Origin of the sequence: Pseudomonas sp. NFPP12 (genome assembly GCF_900103205.1) — a bacterium.
Taxonomy (GTDB): Bacteria; Pseudomonadota; Gammaproteobacteria; order Pseudomonadales; family Pseudomonadaceae; genus Aquipseudomonas; species Aquipseudomonas protegens.
This window is the reverse complement of record NZ_FMWW01000003.1, coordinates 929505-949127: the sequence shown is the minus strand read 5'-3', so window position 1 is coordinate 949127 and position 19623 is coordinate 929505. Positions and strand designations below refer to the sequence as shown.

Here is a 19623-nt window from a genome sequence, read left to right as displayed (position 1 = left end):
GAGGCGTTGAGCTAACCAATACTAATTGCCCGTGAGGCTTGACCATATAACACCCAAGCAATTTGCTTAAGAAGCGAGTTGCGGTGTGTGAAGACGATACAAACCGAAAGTTTGCGAACACACAAACCTATTACATACCCATTCGCTGGCACGTTGCACAAGCAACGGACTGGCTACCGAATTTCTTGACGACCATAGAGCGTTGGAACCACCTGATCCCATCCCGAACTCAGAAGTGAAACGATGCATCGCCGATGGTAGTGTGGGGTTTCCCCATGTGAGAGTAGGTCATCGTCAAGATTAAATTCCGAAACCCCAACTGCGCATGCAGTTGGGGTTTTGTTTTTGCGCGACATAAAAGCCCGGCGCTTTCTCTGTCACTGTTTGCTCGACCTGGCTGCCACTGCCCGGTGACAGTGCTAAGGTTCCGCCCTAGCTTTTTGCATTCTCCAAGGAAGCCTTTATGCCGGACGCCTCGTCCCTCAACCCTGGTTTCATGGTGGTTCACGGTAACCGCCTGGACGAGTTGCGCAGCCTGGTGGTCAGCTGGATGCGGCGTTATCCCCTGGCGCCCCTGGAAAATGAAATTGCCCTGGTACAGAGCAACGGTATCGCCCAATGGCTGAAACTGGCCCTGGCCGAAGACCCCGAAGTGGATGACGGCGGTGGCTGCGGTATTGCCGCTGCCATTGATGTGCAATTGCCGGGCAGTTTCATGTGGCAGTTGTACCGCCTGGTCCTGGGGCGAGACGAAATCCCCCCCAAATCCCTGCTGGATAAAGCTCCCCTGACCTGGCGGCTGATGCGCCTGTTGCCGGAGTTGATCGATGAGCCGCATTTCGAACCCCTGCAACGCTTCCTGACCCACGACAGTGACCTGCGCAAGCGCTATCAATTGGCCGAGCGTCTGGCCGATCTGTTCGACCAATACCAGGTATATCGAGCCGACTGGCTGGAGGATTGGGCCGCCGGCCGCCACCAACTGCGCAATGGTCGTGGTGAAACCAAGGCCCTGACGCCTGCCAACTGCTGGCAGGCCGAGCTATGGCGCGCGCTGCTGTTGGATGTCGGCACCGAGGGGATGGCCCAGAGTCGCGCAGGCGTTCACCAGCGCTTTATCGAGCGGATCAACCAACTGGAGGTAGCGCCCAGGGGCTTGCCGTCCCGAGTGATCGTTTTCGGTATCTCTTCGCTGCCAGCCCAGGCCCTGGAGGCACTGGCCGGGTTGGCCCGCTTCAGTCAGGTGCTGCTGTGTGTGCACAACCCTTGTCGCCATCACTGGGCCGATATCGTTGCCGACAAGGACCTGCTGCGCCACCAATACAAACGCCAGGCGCGCAAGGCCGGCATGCCTCAGGCCCTGGATCCGCAAACCCTGCACCAGCACGCCCACCCGCTGCTGGCCGCCTGGGGCAAGCAAGGCCGTGACTACATCAACCTGCTGGACAGCTATGACGATCCCAACAGCTATCGCAGCGCTTTTCGCGATGGCCGGATCGATCTGTTCAGTGACAGCCAGCCGGCCAGCATGCTCCAGCAATTGCAGGACGACATTCTCGAACTGCGCCCGCTGAACGAAACACGTGAGTTGTGGCCGCAGGTTGATATCCAGCACGATCAATCGATCCGCTTTCACATTGCCCACAGCGCCCAGCGAGAAGTGGAAATCCTTCACGACCAGCTCCTGGCGCGCTTCAGTGCAGAGCCCGACCTGCGGCCCCGGGATGTGATCGTCATGGTCCCGGACATCGACAGCTACGCCCCGCATATCCGCGCGGTGTTCGGCCAGCTGGAGCGGGATGACCGGCGCTTCATTCCCTTTACCCTCACTGACCAGGGCCAGCGTGGCCGTGACCCGCTGCTGATCGCCGTCGAACATCTATTGAAGCTGCCGGACAGTCGTTTTCCGGTCAGTGAGATTCTCGACCTGCTGGACGTTCCAGCCCTGCGTGCGCGTTTTGGCGTCGACGAAGCCGACCTGCCGACCCTGCACCGCTGGATTGAAGGTGCCGGCATCCGTTGGGGAATGAATGCCGAGCAGCGCGCAGAACTGGGGCTCCCCCCGGAACTGGAGCAGAACAGCTGGCGTTTCGGCTTGCGGCGCATGCTCCTGGGTTATGCCGTCGGCCGCTCCGACGCCTGTGACGGTATCGAGCCTTATGACGAGATCGGTGGCCTGGATGCGGCGCTGATCGGTCCCCTGGTCGCCCTTCTTGACGCCCTGCAGATCGCCTACCAGCAACTCACCCAGCCGGCGGATCCGGCGGAGTGGGGCGAGCGCCTGCACAACCTGCTGGAACAGTTCTTCCTTGCCAGCAACGAGCACGATGATTACCTGCTGGGACAGCTCGACGACCTGCGGGAAAACTGGCTGGAAACCTGCGAGTCTGTGGGCCTGCAAGATCAGTTGCCGCTGACGGTGGTCCGCGAAGCCTGGCTGGCTGGCCTGGACCAGGGGCGCCTGTCCCAGCGTTTCCTCGCCGGAGCGGTGAACTTCTGCACCCTGATGCCGATGCGCGCCATTCCCTTCAAGCTGGTGTGCCTGCTGGGCATGAACGATGGCGATTACCCCAGGGCGCAGCCGCCTCTGGACTTCGACCTGATGGGCAGCGACTACCGCCCCGGCGACCGATCACGGCGCGAAGACGACCGTTACCTGCTGCTTGAAGCCCTGCTCTCGGCGCGTGACCAACTTTATGTCAGTTGGGTTGGCCGCAGCATTCGCGACAACAGCGAGCGCCCGGCCTCGGTCCTGATCGGCCAGTTGCGCGATCACCTGGCCAGCGGCTGGCGACTGCCCGATGAGCAGGACTCCCTGCTGGAGGCCCTGACCCAGGAGCATCCCCTGCAACCCTTCAGTGCCCGCTATTTCCACGACAGCGACACGCTGTTCAGCTACGCCCGGGAGTGGCAAGTGCTGCATCAGGTCCGAGAGGAACTGGGCGCAGTCGAACGCCTGGAACCCTATGTCCAGGACGAGCCCCTGAGCCTTGCCCAGTTGCAGGATTTCCTGCGCAACCCGGTGCGGCATTTCTTCAGCCAAAGGCTCAAGGTGTTCTTTGAAGCCATGGAAGCACCGCTGGCCGATGAAGAGCCCTTCGTGCTCGATGCCCTGCAGCGCTACAGCCTCAGCGACAGCCTGCTGGAAGCGGCGCTGGGCGACGCAGCGCAGCCCGAGCAAGCCTTGCAGGCCCAGGCCCAGAGGCTGCAAGCCAGTGGCCTGTTGCCCATGGCCGGTTTTGGCGAATGCCTGCAGCGCGAACTGCTGGAGCCCCTGCCGGACCTGTTGCAGCGTTATCGGCAACTGCTCGACCTGTGGCCGACCCCGGTAACCAGTGCGCTGCCGGTGAGCCTGGAACTGCAAGGCGTGCGCCTGGAAGGTTGGCTCAGCAGCCTGCACCAGCGAGCTGATGGCGGGTTGTTGGCTGTGAGCGCCATCCCCAACGGCATCGGCTCGACCAAGACCCGTAAATGGCATCGGCTGATCAAGCCTTGGGTCAATCATCTGCTGGCCTGCGCCAGTGGTTACTCCTTGACCACCGCGCTGGTGGCCAGCGATGACAGCCTGTTGTTGCCGCCGCTGGAGCAGGAGGTGGCCCGGCAGATTCTCGGCAGCCTGCTGCAGGCCTGGCAGGCCGGCATGCGCCTGCCGCTGCCGGTGGCGATCAAGACCGCCTTCGCCTGGCTGGGCCAGAGCGACCCGGACAAAGCCGCGGCCGCTGCACGCAAGACCTACGATGGCGACGGCCAGAACAGCGAGGGCGAACGCCGGCAAAGCCCGGCCCTGGCCCGCCAATTCGCCGACTACAACGCACTGATCGCCGATGAAACCTTCAGCGGTTGGGCCGAGACCCTTTATCGACCCCTGTTGAATGCTCCCTGGCGTTCGGCGCTCGGCGAGGAGGCAGGCGCATGACTGCACAAGCTCCCCTGGCCCTGGCATTTCCTCTGCGCGGCAGCCAGTTGATCGAGGCCAGTGCCGGTACCGGCAAGACTTTCACCATCTCCGCGCTCTACTTGCGCCTGGTGCTGGGCCATGGCGGCGAGGCGGCGGGTTTCGGGCGTGAATTGCTGCCGCCGCAGATACTGGTGGTGACCTTTACCGATGCCGCCACCAAGGAATTGCGCGAGCGCATTCGCACGCGCCTGGCGGAAGCCGCGCGCTTCTTTCGCGATGAAACCAGTGCCCCCGATGGCCTGATCGTCGAGTTGCGTGAGCAATACCCCGTCGAGCAGTGGGCCGCCTGTGCCAATCGCCTGGACATCGCCGCGCAATGGATGGATGAGGCCGCGGTCTCGACCATCCACAGTTGGTGCCAGCGCATGTTGCGCGAACATGCGTTCGACAGCGGCAGCCTGTTCACCCAGACCCTGGAAACCGACCACAGCGACCTGCTGGGCCAGGTTCTGCGCGATTACTGGCGGCTGTTCTGCTACCCGATGCAGGGTGATGCCCTGAACTGGGTGCGCAGCCATTGGGTCGGGCCGGCCGAACTCATGCCCCGAGTGCGGGCAATGTTCGGCAACGAGCGTCGGGACCCACCCGAACAGACGCCGAGCGAGTTGATCGAAGCCTGCCTGCAAGAACGTCGTGAAGCCCTGGTGCAGATCAAGGCGCCCTGGCGCGAGTGGGCCGCGCAACTGCGGGAGATCTGCCTGCAAGGCGTGGCCAGCAAGAGCGTCGACGGGCGCAAGATGCAGGCCCGGTTCTTCGAGCCCTGGTTCGAAAAGATCAGTGCCTGGGCCGAGGATGAATCCGTCGAGCAACTGGACATCGGCACCGGCTTCACCCGCCTGACCCCCGAAGGCATGAGCGAGGCCTGGAAAGGCGCGGCCCCCGATCACCCCGGGCTCGACGCCATGGCCGGGCTCAAGGCCAGCCTCGATGCCTTGCCCAGCCCGGATGCGGCGGTCCTGCAACACGCCGCGCAATGGGTGGGGGCACGTTTCGAAGAAGAGAAGCGGCGGCGCGCCGAGATGGGCTTCGACGACATGCTGCTGCGCCTGGACAGCGCCCTGCAGAGCGATGGCGGCGAGCGCCTGGCGACCCTGATCCGCGAGCAGTTCCCGGTGGCCCTGATCGACGAATTCCAGGACACCGACCCGGTGCAGTACCGGATCTTCGAAAGCATCTACCGGATCGAGGCCAACGACCCCGAGACCGGCCTGTTCCTGATCGGCGATCCCAAGCAGGCGATCTACGCCTTCCGTGGCGCCGATATCTACACCTACCTGCGGGCACGCCAGGCCACCAGCGGGCGCCTGCACACCCTGGGCACCAACTTCCGTTCCAGCCAGGCGATGGTCAGCGCGGTCAACCATGTGTTCCTGCAAGCCGAACAGCGGCCGCAGGGACAGGGGGCCTTCCTGTTTCGCGAAGCGGATGGCGAGAACCCGGTGCCATTCCTGGCGGTGGCCGCCCAGGGGCGCAAGGAGCAATTGCTGGTCGACGGCCAGCCGGTGCCGGCACTTAACTTCTGGCAATTGCCTTCGGAACAGCCGCTGTCCGGGGCCCAGTATCGCCAGCATCAGGCGGCGGCTTGCGCCACTGCGATTGTCGGCCTGCTCAATGGCGGCCAGCAGGGGCGCAGTGGGTTTGTCCGTGAGCAGCAAGCGCTGAAAGGCTTGCTGCCGGCGGATATCGCGATCCTGGTGCGCGATGGCAAGGAGGCCCAGGCCGTGCGCGGCGAGCTGGCGGCCCGCGGGGTGCGTAGCGTGTACCTGTCGGACAAGGACTCGGTGTTCGCCGCCCAGGAAGCCCGGGATGTGCTGGTGTGGCTCAAGGCTTGCGCCGAGCCGGACGTGGAGCGGCCGCTGCGCGCGGCCCTGGCGTCCCTGACCCTGAACCTGCCGCTGCTGGAGCTGGAGCGGCTCAACCAGGATGAACTGGCCTGGGAAGCGCGGGTCATGCAGTTCCGTGGCTACCGGGCGATCTGGCGCAGCCAGGGCGTGCTGCCGATGCTGCGGCGCCTGCTGCATGACTTCCAGCTGCCCCAGGCGCTGATGGCCCGCAGTGATGGCGAGCGGGTGCTGACCAACCTTCTGCACTTGTCCGAGCTGCTGCAACAAAGCGCCGCCGAACTCGACGGCGAGCAGGCCCTGATCCGCCATCTGGCCGAGCACCTGGCGCTGTCCGGGCAGGCGGGGGAGGAGCAGATCCTGCGCCTGGAAAGCGATGAGCAACTGGTCAAGGTGGTGACCATCCACAAGTCCAAGGGCCTGGAATACCCCTTGGTGTTCCTGCCCTTCATCTGTTCCACCAAGCCGGTGGATGGCAGCCGCTTGCCGCTGCATTACCACGATGCTGCCGGCAAGCCCCAGGTCAGCCTGCGGCCCACCCCGGAGCTGATTGCCCTGGCCGATGAAGAGCGCCTGGCGGAAGACCTGCGGCTGCTCTATGTGGCCCTGACCCGGGCCCAGCATGCCTGCTGGCTGGGGATGGCCGATCTCAAGCGGGGCAATCACAGCAGCTCGGTATTGCACCTTTCGGCCCTGGGTTACCTGCTGGGCGGCGGCGATGTCCTGGGCGAATCCAGTGCCTTGTTGCGCTGGCTGCTGGACCTGCAGCAGGGCTGCGCTGCGATTGGCGTGTCCGAGCTGCCCGTCGTCGATGACCAGCGCTATCAGCCACCGCGCAACGAGGCCACTCTGCTGGCGCCGCTGACGCCCAGCCGCCGCGCCGCGGAAAACTGGTGGATTGCCTCCTACAGTGCCTTGCGCATCAGCGACATCCTGGGGGCGGGCAGCACCGAGGCGCCGGAAAACCCCCAGGCGCAGAAACTCTTCGACGACGAACGCCTGGACCCCGAAGCTCCTCGGGAAACCCTGGCCAGCGGCGGCGATATCCACCGCTTCCCCCGCGGCCCGAACCCCGGGACCTTCCTTCATGGCCTGCTGGAGTGGGCTGGGGAGGAGGGTTTTGCCGCTGCCCCCGAGGCGATCGAGGACGCCGTGGCCCGGCGCTGCAATCGCCGCGGCTGGCAAGGCTGGATCCCGACCCTGAGCGACTGGCTGCAGCACCTGCTGCAAGCGCCCTTGCCCCTGGGCGAGGGCCAGGCACCGGTGGTGCTCGGGCAGTTGACCCAGTACCGGGTCGAGATGGAGTTCTGGTTCGCCAGCCACAAGGTCGATGTGCTCAAGCTCGATGAGCGGGTACGCCAGCAAACCCATCAGGGCGCGCCCCGAGTCACGGCCGAGCCGGTATTGCTCAACGGCATGTTCAAGGGCTTTATCGACCTGACCTTCGAATACCAGGGCCGCTATTACGTGGCCGACTACAAATCCAACTGGCTGGGCGCGGACGACGCGGCCTACACCGAGCAGGCCATGGAACAATCGATTCTCGACAACCGTTACGACCTGCAATACGTGCTGTACCTGCTGGCCCTGCACCGGCAATTGAAGGCCCGGCTGGCGGACTACGACTACGATCGCCATGTGGGCGGCGCCTTGTACCTGTTCCTGCGGGGCACCCGTGCCGCCAGCCAGGGGGCCTACTTCGCCCGGCCGCCTCGACAGTTGATCGAGCAACTGGACCGCATGTTCCAGGGCCAGCCCGAGCCACCCAAGGCCGAGCCCACCTGGGAGCAGGGAGTGCTGCTATGACCCAGGACCTGTTCGATGCACTGGACCAGGCGCCGCAACCGGCCTTCGACCTGGTGCCCCTGAGCCGCGCCGACGACTTGCTGCTGTTGCTTGAGCGCTGGGTCGAGCGCGGCTGGCTGCGTTCCCTGGACCGGGCCTTTGTCGGCTTCCTGCATGAGCTGGACCCGGGCTGTGATCCGCTGGTACTGATGGCCGCGGCCCTGACCAGCCATCAGCTGGGGCACGGGCATGTCTGCCTGGACCTGTTCGAAACCCTCAAGGAGCCGGACTTCGCCCTGTCGCTGCCGCCCGAAGGCGACGCACAAAACGGCGCACCGGCGCTGCCGTCCCAGGTGTTGATGGGGCTTGAAGGGGCGCACTGGTGCAAGGTCCTGGCCGGCAGCCGCCTGGTGGCCCTGGCGGCGGATCATGCCGAGTCTTCCCGGCAGCGGCCGCTGGTGCTGTCCGGCAAGCGCCTGTACCTGCGCCGCTACTGGGCCTATGAGCGGCGTATCGACAACGCCTTGCGCCAGCGCCTGGCCTTGGCCGAGGCCACGCCGGAAAACCTCGCGGCGCGCCTCGACGGGCTGTTCGGCCCGGCCAAGGCGGCGGGGCCCGTCGACTGGCAGAAACTCGCCTGCGCTCTGGCCACCCGGGGCGCCTTCAGCATCATCACCGGCGGCCCCGGCACCGGCAAGACCACCACCGTGGTGCGCCTGCTGGCCTTGCTCCAGGGCCCGGCGGTGGAAGCACGCAAGCCGCTGCGCATTCGCCTGGCGGCGCCTACCGGCAAGGCCGCGGCGCGCCTGACCGAGTCCATCAGCTTGCAGGTGCGTTCCCTCGCGGTGCCCGATGAGGTGCGGGAAATGATCCCCAGCGAGGTGACCACCGTGCACCGCTTGCTGGGCAATCGCCCGGGCACCCGGCATTTCCGCCATCACGCCGGCAACCGCTTGCCCCTGGATGTCCTGGTGGTGGACGAAGCCTCGATGATCGACCTGGAAATGATGGCCAACCTGCTGGACGCCTTGCCCATCCATGCACGCCTGGTGTTGCTGGGGGACAAGGACCAGCTGGCCTCGGTGGAAGCCGGCGCCGTGCTCGGCGACCTGTGCCGTGACGCCGAGGCCGGTTGGTACAACCCGCAGACCCGGGCCTGGCTGGAGGCGGTCAGCGGCGAGCACCTGGGAAACAGCGGCCTGCAGGAGGACAGCGCCCACCAGCATCCCCTGGCGCAGCAGGTGGTGATGCTGCGCCATTCCCGGCGTTTCGGCGAAGGCAGCGGCATCGGCCAGCTGGCGCGTTGGGTCAACCAGCAGCAGGCCGATGAAGCCCGGCGCCTGCTGGCGGCTCGCAGCCATGCCGACCTGTATGGCCTGAGCCTCAAGGGCGAGCAGGATCGGGCCCTGGAACGGCTGCTGCTGGAGGGCCATGGCGAGGGGCCGCAAGGCTACCGCCACTACCTGAATGTACTGCGCAGCCAGCGCCCGCCGCCGGGTACGCCTCTGGAGGATCGGCGCTGGACCGACTGGGCGCGCCATGTCTTGCAGGCCTTTGATCGCTTCCAATTGCTGTGCGCGGTGCGCAAGGGCCCCTGGGGTGTCGAAGGCCTGAACCTGCGGATCACCCAGGCGCTGTTCAAGGCCCGGCTGATCGACAGCGACCAGCAATGGTACGAGGGCCGCCCGGTGCTGATGACCCGCAACGATTACGGCCTGGGCCTGATGAACGGTGATATCGGCATCGCCCTGAAACTGCCGGAGCAGGAAGGCTCGGAGGCGGGGCGTCAGGTGCTGCGCGTCGCCTTTCCGCGCAACGATGGCCAGGGCGGGGTGCGGTTGGTGCTGCCAAGCCGGCTCAATGACGTGGAAACCGTTTACGCCATGACTGTGCATAAGTCCCAGGGCTCGGAGTTCGCCCACACCGCGTTGATCCTGCCCGACGCTTTGAACCCGGTGCTGACCAAGGAACTGATCTACACCGGTATCACCCGGGCCAAGGACTGGTTCAGCCTGATCGAGCCCCGTGCCGGAGTGTTCGAAGAGGCTGTTCGGCGCAAGGTCAAGCGTCTGAGCGGGTTGATGCTGGAGTTGGACTGACGCCCATGTTTCCGGCTTTTCTCAGGCATCGTGCTCGGGCGCTGGTCTCGCTGCATTTTCCCGGGCTGTGCTATCGTTGCGGCATCATTTCCGTGAAAATCAAAGAGAATCCCTGCATGGACGTGGCTGTCTTGAGGACAGAGCGCATTTTGGGGTGGAGACAGTGTGTGCTGTCGACCATTCTCTGCCTGTTCAGCCTGTTGGCCATCGCGCAGTCGGAGCCACCGGCGGCCGCGAGCCTGGCCGAGCAACGGGCCAAGGCTGTAACCCAAGTGGTGCTGGGCATTCTCAGCTACGCTCGCTGGCCCGTGGAGCCTGCGCAACTGCGTCTGTGCGTGGTTGGCCCCACCGAATACACCGATGACCTGCTCAAGGGCGCGACCCAGGCCACCGGCCGCCCGGTGTTGGTGCGGCGTCTGCTGGCCAACAACCCGTCGTTGGCCAGTGAGTGCGATTCGGTCTATGTCGGCAAATTGTCCAATGATGAGCGTACCCGCCTGTTCAACTCGCTGATCGGGCAGCCGGTGCTGAGCATCAGCGAGGGGGGCGACCAGTGCACCGTGGGCAGCCTGTTCTGCCTGCGGGTCGGCGACAGCCAGGTGTCGTTCGAGGTCAACCTGGATTCCGTGGCCCGCAGTGGGGTGAAGATTCATCCCAGCGTGCTGCAGCTTTCCCGTCGTCGTCCGGCGGCCCCATGAAACTGTTCAAGCCCAACGCCCGCCCTACACTGCGGTCGGTCATCGGTCGCGGCCACCTGATCGTCGCTCTGCTGGCGATCTCCATGGCCAGCCTGTCCCTGACCTTTCTCGGGGTGTTGGCCCTGCGCGTGTACGCCGATCACAACCTGCACCTGATCGCCCGCTCCATCAGCTACACCGTGGAAGCTGCAGTGGTGTTCAACGACAGTGTGGTGGCCACCGAGGCCCTGGCCCTGATCGCCTCCACCGAAGAGGTGGCCGACGCCAAGGTGTATGACAGCCAGGGCCAGTTGCTGGCCAGCTGGCAGCGCCCGGAAAGCGGCTTTCTGACCAACCTGGAAATGCACGTCGCCAGCGCCTTTCTGGAAAAGCCCATCAGCCTGCCGATCCTGCACCAGGGGCGGGAAATCGGCACCATCAATGTCACCGGCCATGGCGGCAGCCTGTTGCGGTTTCTCCTCAGTGGCCTGGTGGGCATCGTGCTGTGCATCGCCCTCAGCGCCTGGTTGGCGCTGTACCTGGCGCGCCGCCAGCTGCGGGGCATCACCGGGCCGTTGCGCAGCCTCGCCGATGTGGCCCACGCGGCCCGGCGCGAGCGGGCCTTCGATCAGCGGGTGCCGCCTGCGGAAATCGCCGAACTGGACAACCTGGGCAACGACTTCAACGCCCTGCTCGATGAGCTGGAAGCCTGGCAGACCCATCTGCAAAGCGAGAATGAAACCCTGGCCCACCAGGCCAGCCACGACAGCCTGACCGGACTGCCCAACCGGGCGTTCTTCGAAGGCCGGCTGATCCGTGCCCTGCGTAGCGCCAACAAGCTCAACGAGCGCATGGCGGTGCTGTTTCTCGACAGCGACCGGTTCAAGGAGATCAACGATAACTTCGGCCACGCCGCCGGCGATGCGGTGCTGGTGGCTGTGGCCACGCGGATTCGCGCGCAGTTGCGCGAGGACGACCTGGTGGCGCGCCTGGGCGGGGACGAATTTGCCGTGCTGCTGACCCCGCTGCACCGGGTCGAGGATGCCCAGCGCATCGCCGACAAGATCATCAGCAGCATGGAAGTACCGATTCAACTGCCCGGCAGCCTGTCGATCCTGACATCGCTGAGTATCGGTATTGCCGTGTACCCGGATCATGGCGCGACACCGGGCAGTCTGTTGAATGCCGCCGACGCGGCCATGTACCAAGCCAAGCGCGGTTCGCGAGGCGGGCAACACACAGTGGGGGCGGAGCTCCCTATCGTTCAGGTTCAAAACAGGAGCTAATTCCCTTGTTCTCGATGACGCAACGTTCGGTTCGACTGTTCAGCACTCTGGTGTTCATGGCCCTGCTGGCCCTGGCCGGCTGTCAGAGCGTGCCGCCCAAAGGTCTGACCCCGAAACAGATCGCGGTACTGAAACAGGAGGGCTTCGAACTGACGGATGAAGGCTGGGCCTTTGGCCTGTCGGGCAAGGTGCTGTTTGGCAGCGATGTGGAAACCCTGAACCAGGCCAGCACCGAGATCGTCCAGCGCATCGGCAAGGCGCTGCTCAGCGTCGATATCCAGAAGGTCCGGGTCGACGGTCACACCGACGCGTCGGGCAAGGAGGCCTACAACGTGCAACTGTCCGTGCGCCGGGCCAAGAGCGTGGTCAAGGTGTTGACCCAGGTTGGCATGCGTGAAGAAAACATCCAGCTGCGCGGCCTGGGCAGCAGCGAGCCGGTGGCCTCCAACAGCACCGTGGCCGGGCGTACCGAGAACCGTCGGGTGTCGATCGTGGTGATCGCCGACTGATCGACGACCTGCCGGGTTGCGGCTGCCGCCTTGCGGCCGCTAAGGGTCAGGGGGCGGCGAAGCGCATGCTGCGACTCTCGCCCATGAGCAGCGGCCGATTCTGCTCGGTCACCTCGCGGATGTAATCCCATAACAGGGTGATCCGCTTCAACTTCCTGAGATCCTCCCGGCAGTACATCCAGAATTGCCGGGTCAGGTTGATTTCCTTGGGCAGCACTGGCAGCAGGCGCGGGTCCTGGGCCGCCAGGAAGCACGGCAGGATCGCCAGCGAGCGGCCCTGCTGCGCTGCCACGTACTGGGCAATCACGCTGGTGCTGCGCAGGTTGGCGCTGGCCCCGGGCACCACATTGGCCAGGTACAGCAGCTCGGAACTGAAGGCCAGGTCATCCACATAGCTGATGAATTGATGCTCGCCCAGGTCGCCGGGGCGGCGGATCGGCGGGTGGCGGTCGAGGTATTCCTGGGTGGCGTACAGCTGCAGGCGGTAGTCGCACAGCTTGCAGCACACATAGGGGCCGTGCTCCGGGCGTTCCAGGGCGATGACGATATCCGCCTCGCGCTTGGACAGGCTGATGAAGTGCGGCAGCGGCAGGATATCCACCGAGATTGCCGGGTAGGCGTCGAGGAAGTGGCTGAGTTGCGGGGTGATGAAGAAGGTGCCGAAGCCCTCGGTGCAGCCCATGCGCACATGGCCGGACAACGCCACTCCGGAGCCCGAGACCTGCTCGCACGCCATGTGCAGGGTGCTTTCGATGGACTCCGCATAACCCAGCAGGCGCTGGCCCTCGGCGGTGAGGACAAAGCCGTTGGTGCGGGATTTTTCGAACAGCAAGGTGCCCAGGGCGGTTTCCAGGGACCCGATGCGCCGCGATACCGTGGTGTAGTCCACCGCCAGGCGCTTGGCCGCGCTGCTGGCCTTGCGAGTGCGCGCCACTTCGAGGAAAAACTTCAGGTCGTCCCAGTTCAGGGTGCTTAGCGAGGTGATGTTTTTTTGCATGATGGACCGGATTTTATGTGCGTTCTTATTAGAAGTTTGCACATCTATACTCCAAAAACCGTCCGATACCAACTCGCGACAGCCCCTCTTTCAAGGCGCTTGCCCGCCTTGGTTTCCCTGCATAAGAACTCAAGAAGTCAGGAGACCCCATGAACGCATCCCTCAAGCCCGACGGCACCACCCTGCAACAGGTCAAACTGCTGATCGACGGTGAATGGGTCCAGTCCCAGAGCCAGGAATGGCACGACATCGTCAACCCGGCGACCCAGGAAGTGCTGGCCAAGGTGCCCTTTGCCACTGCCGCTGAAGTCGACGCCGCGATCGCCGCTGCCCAGCGCGCCTTCCAGACCTGGAAACTGACCCCGATCGGCGCGCGGATGCGCATCATGCTCAAGCTCCAGGCCCTGATCCGCGAGCACTCCAAACGCATTGCCGTGGTCCTCAGCGCCGAGCAGGGCAAGACCATCGCCGACGCCGAGGGCGACATCTTCCGCGGCCTGGAAGTGGTGGAGCATGCCTGCTCCATCGGCACCCTGCAGATGGGCGAATTCGCCGAAAACGTCGCCGGCGGCGTGGACACTTACACCCTGCGCCAGCCGATCGGCGTGTGCGCCGGGATCACCCCGTTCAATTTCCCGGCAATGATTCCGCTGTGGATGTTCCCGATGGCCATCGCCTGCGGCAACACCTTCGTCCTCAAGCCTTCCGAGCAGGACCCGCTGTCCACCATGCTGCTGGTGGAGCTGGCGGTGGAAGCCGGGGTGCCGGCCGGTGTGCTCAACGTAGTGCACGGCGGCAAGGACGTGGTGGATGCGCTGTGCACCCACAAGGACATCAAGGCGGTGTCCTTCGTCGGTTCGACTGCGGTCGGCACCCACGTCTATGACCTGGCGGGCAAGCATGGCAAGCGCGTGCAATCGATGATGGGCGCGAAGAACCACGCCGTGGTGCTGCCCGACGCCAACCGCGAACAGACCCTCAATGCCCTGGTGGGCGCCGGCTTCGGCGCGGCCGGCCAGCGATGCATGGCCACCTCGGTGGTGGTGCTGGTGGGGGCAGCGAAACAATGGCTGCCGGACCTCAAGGCCCTGGCGCAGAAACTCAAGGTCAACGCCGGCAGCGAGCCGGGCACCGATGTCGGCCCGGTGGTCTCCAAGCGTGCCAAGGCGCGGATTCTGGAGCTGATCGAAAGCGGCGTGAAAGAAGGTGCCAAGCTGGAGCTCGATGGCCGCGACATCAAGGTTCCGGGCTACGAGCAGGGCAACTTCATCGGCCCGACCCTGTTCTCCGGGGTGACCACCGACATGCAGATCTACACCCAGGAAATCTTCGGCCCGGTGCTGGTGGTGCTGGAGGTGGATACCCTGGACCAGGCCATCGCCCTGGTCAACGCCAACCCCTTCGGCAACGGCACCGGCCTGTTCACCCAGAGCGGTGCGGCGGCGCGCAAGTTCCAGAGCGAAATCGACGTCGGCCAGGTGGGCATCAACATCCCCATTCCGGTGCCGGTTCCATTCTTCAGCTTTACCGGCTCCCGCGGTTCCAAGCTCGGCGACCTGGGCCCCTACGGCAAGCAAGTGGTGCAGTTCTACACTCAGACCAAGACCGTCACCAGCCGCTGGTTCGACGATGACAGCGTCAATGACGGTGTGAACACCACCATCAGCCTGCGTTGAGGAGCCTGACATGAACATTGCATTTATCGGCCTGGGCAACATGGGCGCGCCCATGGCCCGCAACCTGATCAAGGCCGGCCATCAGTTGAACCTGTTCGATCTCAACCAGAGCGTGCTGGCCGAGCTGGCGCAACTGGGCGGGCGTATCAGTGCTTCGCCCAAGGCCGCTGCCGAAGGCGCCGAACTGGTGATCACCATGCTCCCCGCTGCGGCCCATGTGCGCAGCGTCTGGCTGGGCGAGGATGGGGTGCTGGCGGGTATTGGCCGCGGCATTCCGGCGGTGGATTGCAGCACCATCGACCCACAGACCGCCCGTGAAGTGGCCGCAGCCGCCGCCAAGCAGGGCGTGGCCATGGCCGATGCACCGGTATCCGGTGGCACCGGCGGCGCCCAGGCCGGGACCCTGACCTTCATGGTCGGCGCCAGCGCCGAACTGTTCGCCACCCTGCAACCGGTGCTGGCGCAGATGGGTCGCAACATCGTGCACTGCGGTGAAGTGGGTACCGGGCAGATCGCCAAGATCTGCAACAACCTGCTGCTGGGGATTTCGATGATCGGCGTCAGCGAAGCCATGGCCCTGGGGGATGCCCTGGGCATCGACACCCAAGTGCTGGCGGGGATCATCAACAGCTCCACCGGCCGGTGCTGGAGTTCCGACACCTACAACCCGTGGCCGGGCGTGATTGAAACCGCCCCGGCGTCCCGCGGCTACACCGGAGGCTTTGGTGCCGAGCTGATGCTCAAGGACCTGGGGCTGGCCACCGAAGCCGCGCGCCAGGCCCACCAGCCGGTGGTGCTCGGTGCCGTGGCCCAGCAGCTGTACCAGGCCATGAGCCAGCGTGGGGAAGGTGGCAAGGACTTCTCGGCCATCGTCAACAGCTACCGCAAGCCGCAGTAAGGCGTCGCTTGTAGGGAGGGGGCGCTGGCGGGTTTGCGCGGCAATCTCGCCGCCAGTGGCTGGGTATCGTCAAACAAGGTCCTGCGGCTCAGCAGCGGCTACAAGGGGCGGTGTAGCCGCTGCCGCAGGCTGCGAACGGCTCCGCAGGAGACGCAGCGGTCTCAAACCCGGCAGAGGTTTGTCTGGGTATCGCCAGGCAAGGCCCTTCGGTCCTTTTCGCAGCTTCGCGGGCTCAGCAGCGGCTCCACGCGTCATTGAATGCAGCCCCTTCAGCCGGGGCATTTGCGGGAACCTGCGTCGGGCAGGTTCCCGCTTTTTTTTGCCCGGCTCAGTTCGGCCGGCTGGCAACGGTGCCGGAGGGAGGGTTGAGGCGGGTGTCGAGGCCGAAGCGTTCCTGGATCACCACCTGGTACAGCCCCTTGGCCAGCAGCGGATTGATCAGGATATTCCAGCTGTGCCGGGAAACCGACGAGGGCACCAGCACGAAAGGGTGGTCCGCCAGCAACTGATCGGCGAACTTCTGCTGGCCGGCGCTGGGAATCCCCGGCACCAGCCAGTTGGGGTTGGGAATACGGTTTTCATCGACTCGGTAGATGGCGGTCGGGTCCTGGATCAGGGCGCCGGTGAGTACATGGGGCACGCTGTCCAGGGCGGCAAAACCCTTGTGCACCGCCACTTCCAGAATCGCCGTGGCCGGATCGGCGCTGGCGTACACCGCCTTCACGCCCTTGGAGTTCCAGCGGCCGCCACACAGCTCGGCGCCAATGCCGCTGTCCCAGCTGTCGGCGTGCCGGGCGGCGTCCAGCCGCCAGAAGTGAAGGGTGCTGCTGCCCGGCACACTGATCACTGATAGACCCCGTATTCCAGGCGGGTGAGGAACTCGTCCACCAGTTCGAAACCGATGGGGTTGGTCAGCAGGTCCACCGGTTTGTGGCCGTCCAGGCCCATCACCGGCTTGGCCATCCACTCCTGGGCCTCTTCACTGCTGCCGAAGATGTCCTCGGCCTTGGCCAGCACCTGGGCGAAGCGCACCGCACGGGCGCTCTGTTCCGGGTTCAGCGGCTCGTCCGGGGTTTTCAGGCGCCGGTGCAGGGTGCGTTCGGAAAGGCCGATGATCTTGGCCAGGACCTGTTCGTCCTTGAGCATGGGCACCGAGGAGACGAACTTGATGATCGCCGTCAGCGGGATGCCCTCCTCGGTCAGGCGATAGATCGAGATACGATCGTCAAAGCGTGCCCGGCCACCCAGAAGGATGTCCGAGGACTGCTCTTTCAATACCAGTTTGCCTCGCCGCTTGGGAACGAGGCCGGTGCCTGTCAGCGCGACCATGAGTGCAGCTCCTGCCTTTTGCCATTTGGCAGTGATTATATAGACATTTGGCAAAAGGCGCTGGCTTGAATCGCAACACGGCCAGGGGAGCCCGGCTGGCGCGGGCTCCCGGTATCGAGGGAGGGCTCAGGCGAAGACGAAGTACTTGCGCACGGTTTCCACCACTTCCCAGGTGCCTTTCATCCCGGGCTCCACCACGAAGATATCGCCGGCGCGCAGGTGGATGGGGTCGCGGCCGTCCGGGGTGATCACGCAGTAGCCTTCCTGGAAATGGCAGTACTCCCACTTTTCATAGGCCACCCGCCATTTGCCCGGGGTGCAGATCCAGGTGCCCATGATCTTGCTGCCATCCTCGCTGGTGTAGGCGTTGAGGTTGACGGTGTGCGGATCGCCCTGGAGTTTTTCCCACTTGCAGGCGTCGAGCACCGGCAGCGGATGAGTGTCGCGAAGAACGGTGATGGGTTGGGACATGCTGTGCTCCTAGCAGGCAGAGAACTGAAGCCGCACCCTATAGCGCCTGGCGGGCAGGGGGTTGTCTGTACTCGACCTCGGGGTATCCAGAAGCGCAGCGCGGCCCCGAGTCGAGGTGGCTGGGCGCAGGGCCGGGAAGAGGCGTGGCGGTTGCAAGATTCATTCGACAATCAGGGCTTTGTTAGCAGTAATTGCGAAATATCCGCGGCTGCCCGAGTTATTTCGCAAGAATCTTTACCGGTTTCGCTCGTATCATTCAGCTCGGAGTGACCTAAGAGCCGCACGAATGGAAAATACACCACGCTGGTGGGATATCAGCCCGCCGTTGAGTACCGCAACCCCGACCTGGCCGGGAGATACGCCGTTCCAGGAGGAGCGCGTCTGGCAGTTCGGCCCCGAGTGCCCGGTGAATGTCGGGCGGGTGACCCTGTCGCCCCACACCGGTGCCCATGTCGATGCGCCCCTGCATTACCGGCCGGACGGCCTGCCCATCGGTGAAGTATCGCTGGATGTCTACATGGGCCCGTGCCGGGTCCTGCACTGCCTGGACAGCGGTGCTCTGGTGCAGCCCGAGGCGTTGCTCGGGCGCCTCGAAAACTTGCCTGCGCGAGTGTTGCTGCGTACTTATCCACAGGCTCCGCTGAGTGCCTGGGACCCGGACTTTACTGCCGTTGCTCCAGCCACTGTCGAGCTGCTGGCCAGCCTCGGCGTGCGCCTGATCGGCATCGACACCCCGTCCCTCGACCCCCAGCAGTCCAAGACCATGGACGCCCACAACACCGTGGCCCGCCATGGCATGGCGATCCTCGAAGGCGTGGTTCTCGATGAGGTTGCCGAAGGCGACTACGAACTGATTGCCCTGCCACTGCGCTTCGCTCACCTGGACGCCAGTCCGGTGCGGGCGATCCTGCGCCCCCTGGCCGATTCATTCCTACAATAAATACACAGCTGGCCCTTCGCGCCGTTGTGCATCCCGATCCGGGCTGCGCAGCCAGCGATGGGCAACCGCTGCCTGAGGCGAGGAGCCCACGCGATGAGCCAATGTCCCTTTTCAAGCAATCCGCCGGCTGAGTGGCATAACGCCGAGCTGAATTTTTCCGACTCCATGAGCTACGGCGACTACCTGGACCTGGGGCGCATCCTCAGCGCCCAGCATCCCCTGTCGCCGGACCACAACGAGATGCTCTTCATCATCCAGCACCAGACCTCGGAGCTATGGATGAAGCTGATGCTGCACGAGCTCAAGGCGGCCCGCGAGCATGTGCGCCAGGGCCAGTTGCCGCCGGCGTTCAAGATGCTGGCGCGGGTTTCGCGGATTTTCGATCAACTGGTGCACGCCTGGGCGGTGCTGGCCACCATGACGCCGTCCGAGTACAAGTCGATCCGGCCTTACCTGGGCCAGTCCTCGGGCTTCCAGTCGTTCCAGTATCGGGAGATCGAATTCATCCTCGGCAACAAGAGCGCGGCCCTGCTGCGGCCCCATGCCCATCGTCCCGAACTGTTGCAATCGCTGGAAGCGTCGATTGCCACCCCGTCCATGTATGACGAGGCGATTGCCCTGATGGCCCGCAGCGGCTTGAGCATCGACCCTGCGCGCCTGGCACTGGACAGCACCACCACGACTCAGCATGACCCGTCGGTGGAAGCGGCCTGGCGCGAGGTCTACGCCAACCCTTCGGCCTATTGGGACCTGTACCAGTTGGCGGAGAAGTTCATCGACCTGGAAGACTCCTTCCGCCAGTGGCGCTTTCGCCATGTGACTACGGTGGAGCGCATCATCGGCTTCCAGCCCGGTACCGGTGGTACCGAGGGCGTGGGCTACCTGCGCAAGATGCTCGACACCGTGCTGTTTCCCGAACTGTGGCGAGTGCGCTCCTCGCTCTGACCCGAAAACGCCCCGCCTGCCGGGGCGTTTTCATGTGCCTGCCGGCGTCTGACTCCCTGAGACCCTGGTGCGGCCGCTGCCGCAGACTGCGATCGGCAGCGCAGCAGACGCGTTCTTGAGGTCTGGAAGGTCCTCCGGACCTTATCGCAGCCTGCGGCAGCGGCTACAGAGGTCGTTAGAGAGCAGCGGGCGCTGGCGGCAGTTGCGCTCTG

The 19623-nt window shown here is 64.7% G+C and carries 14 protein-coding genes and 1 rRNA gene; 11 read left to right on the top strand and 4 right to left on the bottom strand.

All coding sequences use genetic code 11. The annotated features are described in order from the left end of the window. Positions 1-184: 184 nt before the first annotated feature. From rrf to BLS75_RS17080, 7 genes are all read left to right on the top strand, one after another. Positions 185-300: ribosomal RNA gene (gene rrf / locus BLS75_RS17110) — 5S ribosomal RNA — on the top strand. Between the two features lie 163 nt (positions 301-463). Next, complete coding sequence (gene recC, locus BLS75_RS17105; RefSeq protein WP_072451346.1) at positions 464-3916, top strand: exodeoxyribonuclease V subunit gamma; 3453 nt, start codon at positions 464-466, stop codon at positions 3914-3916. After that, complete coding sequence (recB, locus tag BLS75_RS17100) at positions 3913-7605, top strand: exodeoxyribonuclease V subunit beta (protein WP_072451345.1); 3693 nt, start codon at positions 3913-3915, stop codon at positions 7603-7605. The genes recC and recB overlap by 4 nt, the downstream gene beginning before the upstream one ends. Beyond that, on the top strand, positions 7602-9683 hold the full coding sequence (gene recD / locus BLS75_RS17095; RefSeq protein ID WP_072451344.1) for an exodeoxyribonuclease V subunit alpha: 2082 nt from the start codon (positions 7602-7604) through the stop codon (positions 9681-9683). Before recB ends, recD begins: the two co-directional genes overlap by 4 nt. A gap of 116 nt (positions 9684-9799) precedes the next feature. Then, positions 9800-10381 (top strand): regulatory sequestration protein YfiR, encoded by a 582-nt coding sequence (locus tag BLS75_RS17090; RefSeq protein ID WP_072451365.1) that lies wholly within the window; start codon positions 9800-9802, stop codon positions 10379-10381. Further along, positions 10378-11646: a diguanylate cyclase DgcN/YfiN gene (locus BLS75_RS17085; protein WP_041115800.1), complete on the top strand. Its 1269-nt coding sequence runs from the start codon at positions 10378-10380 to the stop codon at positions 11644-11646. The genes BLS75_RS17090 and BLS75_RS17085 overlap by 4 nt, the downstream gene beginning before the upstream one ends. A gap of 14 nt (positions 11647-11660) precedes the next feature. Next, positions 11661-12155 carry an outer membrane lipoprotein YfiB gene (locus BLS75_RS17080; protein WP_015634043.1) on the top strand — a complete coding sequence of 165 codons (495 nt, stop codon included), beginning with the start codon at positions 11661-11663 and terminating at the stop codon, positions 12153-12155. Between the two features lie 46 nt (positions 12156-12201). Here the strand turns inward: BLS75_RS17080 and BLS75_RS17075 are convergent, their stop codons facing one another. Continuing rightward, positions 12202-13152 carry a LysR family transcriptional regulator gene (locus BLS75_RS17075; RefSeq protein ID WP_011059110.1) on the bottom strand — a complete coding sequence of 317 codons (951 nt, stop codon included), beginning with the start codon at positions 13150-13152 and terminating at the stop codon, positions 12202-12204. A 149-nt stretch (positions 13153-13301) separates the two neighbouring features. Between BLS75_RS17075 and BLS75_RS17070 the strand changes: the two genes are divergently transcribed. After that, the gene (locus tag BLS75_RS17070; RefSeq protein ID WP_019096001.1) at positions 13302-14828 is read left to right on the top strand and encodes a CoA-acylating methylmalonate-semialdehyde dehydrogenase; all 1527 of its coding nucleotides are present in this window, start codon (positions 13302-13304) and stop codon (positions 14826-14828) included. A gap of 10 nt (positions 14829-14838) precedes the next feature. Continuing rightward, positions 14839-15726 (top strand): 3-hydroxyisobutyrate dehydrogenase, encoded by an 888-nt coding sequence (gene mmsB / locus BLS75_RS17065; protein WP_011059112.1) that lies wholly within the window; start codon positions 14839-14841, stop codon positions 15724-15726. 328 nt (positions 15727-16054) lie between these two features. Here mmsB and BLS75_RS17060 read toward each other — a convergent pair whose 3' ends face one another. The 3 genes from BLS75_RS17060 to BLS75_RS17050 form a co-directional block, all read right to left on the bottom strand. Next, positions 16055-16573 (bottom strand): RES family NAD+ phosphorylase, encoded by a 519-nt coding sequence (locus BLS75_RS17060; protein ID WP_011059113.1) that lies wholly within the window; start codon positions 16571-16573, stop codon positions 16055-16057. Next, positions 16570-17055 (bottom strand): type II RES/Xre toxin-antitoxin system antitoxin, encoded by a 486-nt coding sequence (locus tag BLS75_RS17055; RefSeq protein WP_015634047.1) that lies wholly within the window; start codon positions 17053-17055, stop codon positions 16570-16572. Before BLS75_RS17055 ends, BLS75_RS17060 begins: the two co-directional genes overlap by 4 nt. Before the next feature lie 126 nt (positions 17056-17181). Continuing rightward, on the bottom strand, positions 17182-17526 hold the full coding sequence (locus BLS75_RS17050; protein WP_011059115.1) for a cupin domain-containing protein: 345 nt from the start codon (positions 17524-17526) through the stop codon (positions 17182-17184). A gap of 286 nt (positions 17527-17812) precedes the next feature. Between BLS75_RS17050 and kynB the strand changes: the two genes are divergently transcribed. Both kynB and kynA read left to right on the top strand, forming a co-directional pair. After that, positions 17813-18466, top strand: a complete 654-nt coding sequence (gene kynB / locus BLS75_RS17045) for an arylformamidase (protein ID WP_011059116.1) — start codon at positions 17813-17815, stop codon at positions 18464-18466. A gap of 93 nt (positions 18467-18559) precedes the next feature. Then, positions 18560-19411: a tryptophan 2,3-dioxygenase gene (gene kynA, locus BLS75_RS17040; protein WP_011059117.1), complete on the top strand. Its 852-nt coding sequence runs from the start codon at positions 18560-18562 to the stop codon at positions 19409-19411. The last annotated feature ends 212 nt before the right edge of the window (positions 19412-19623 follow it).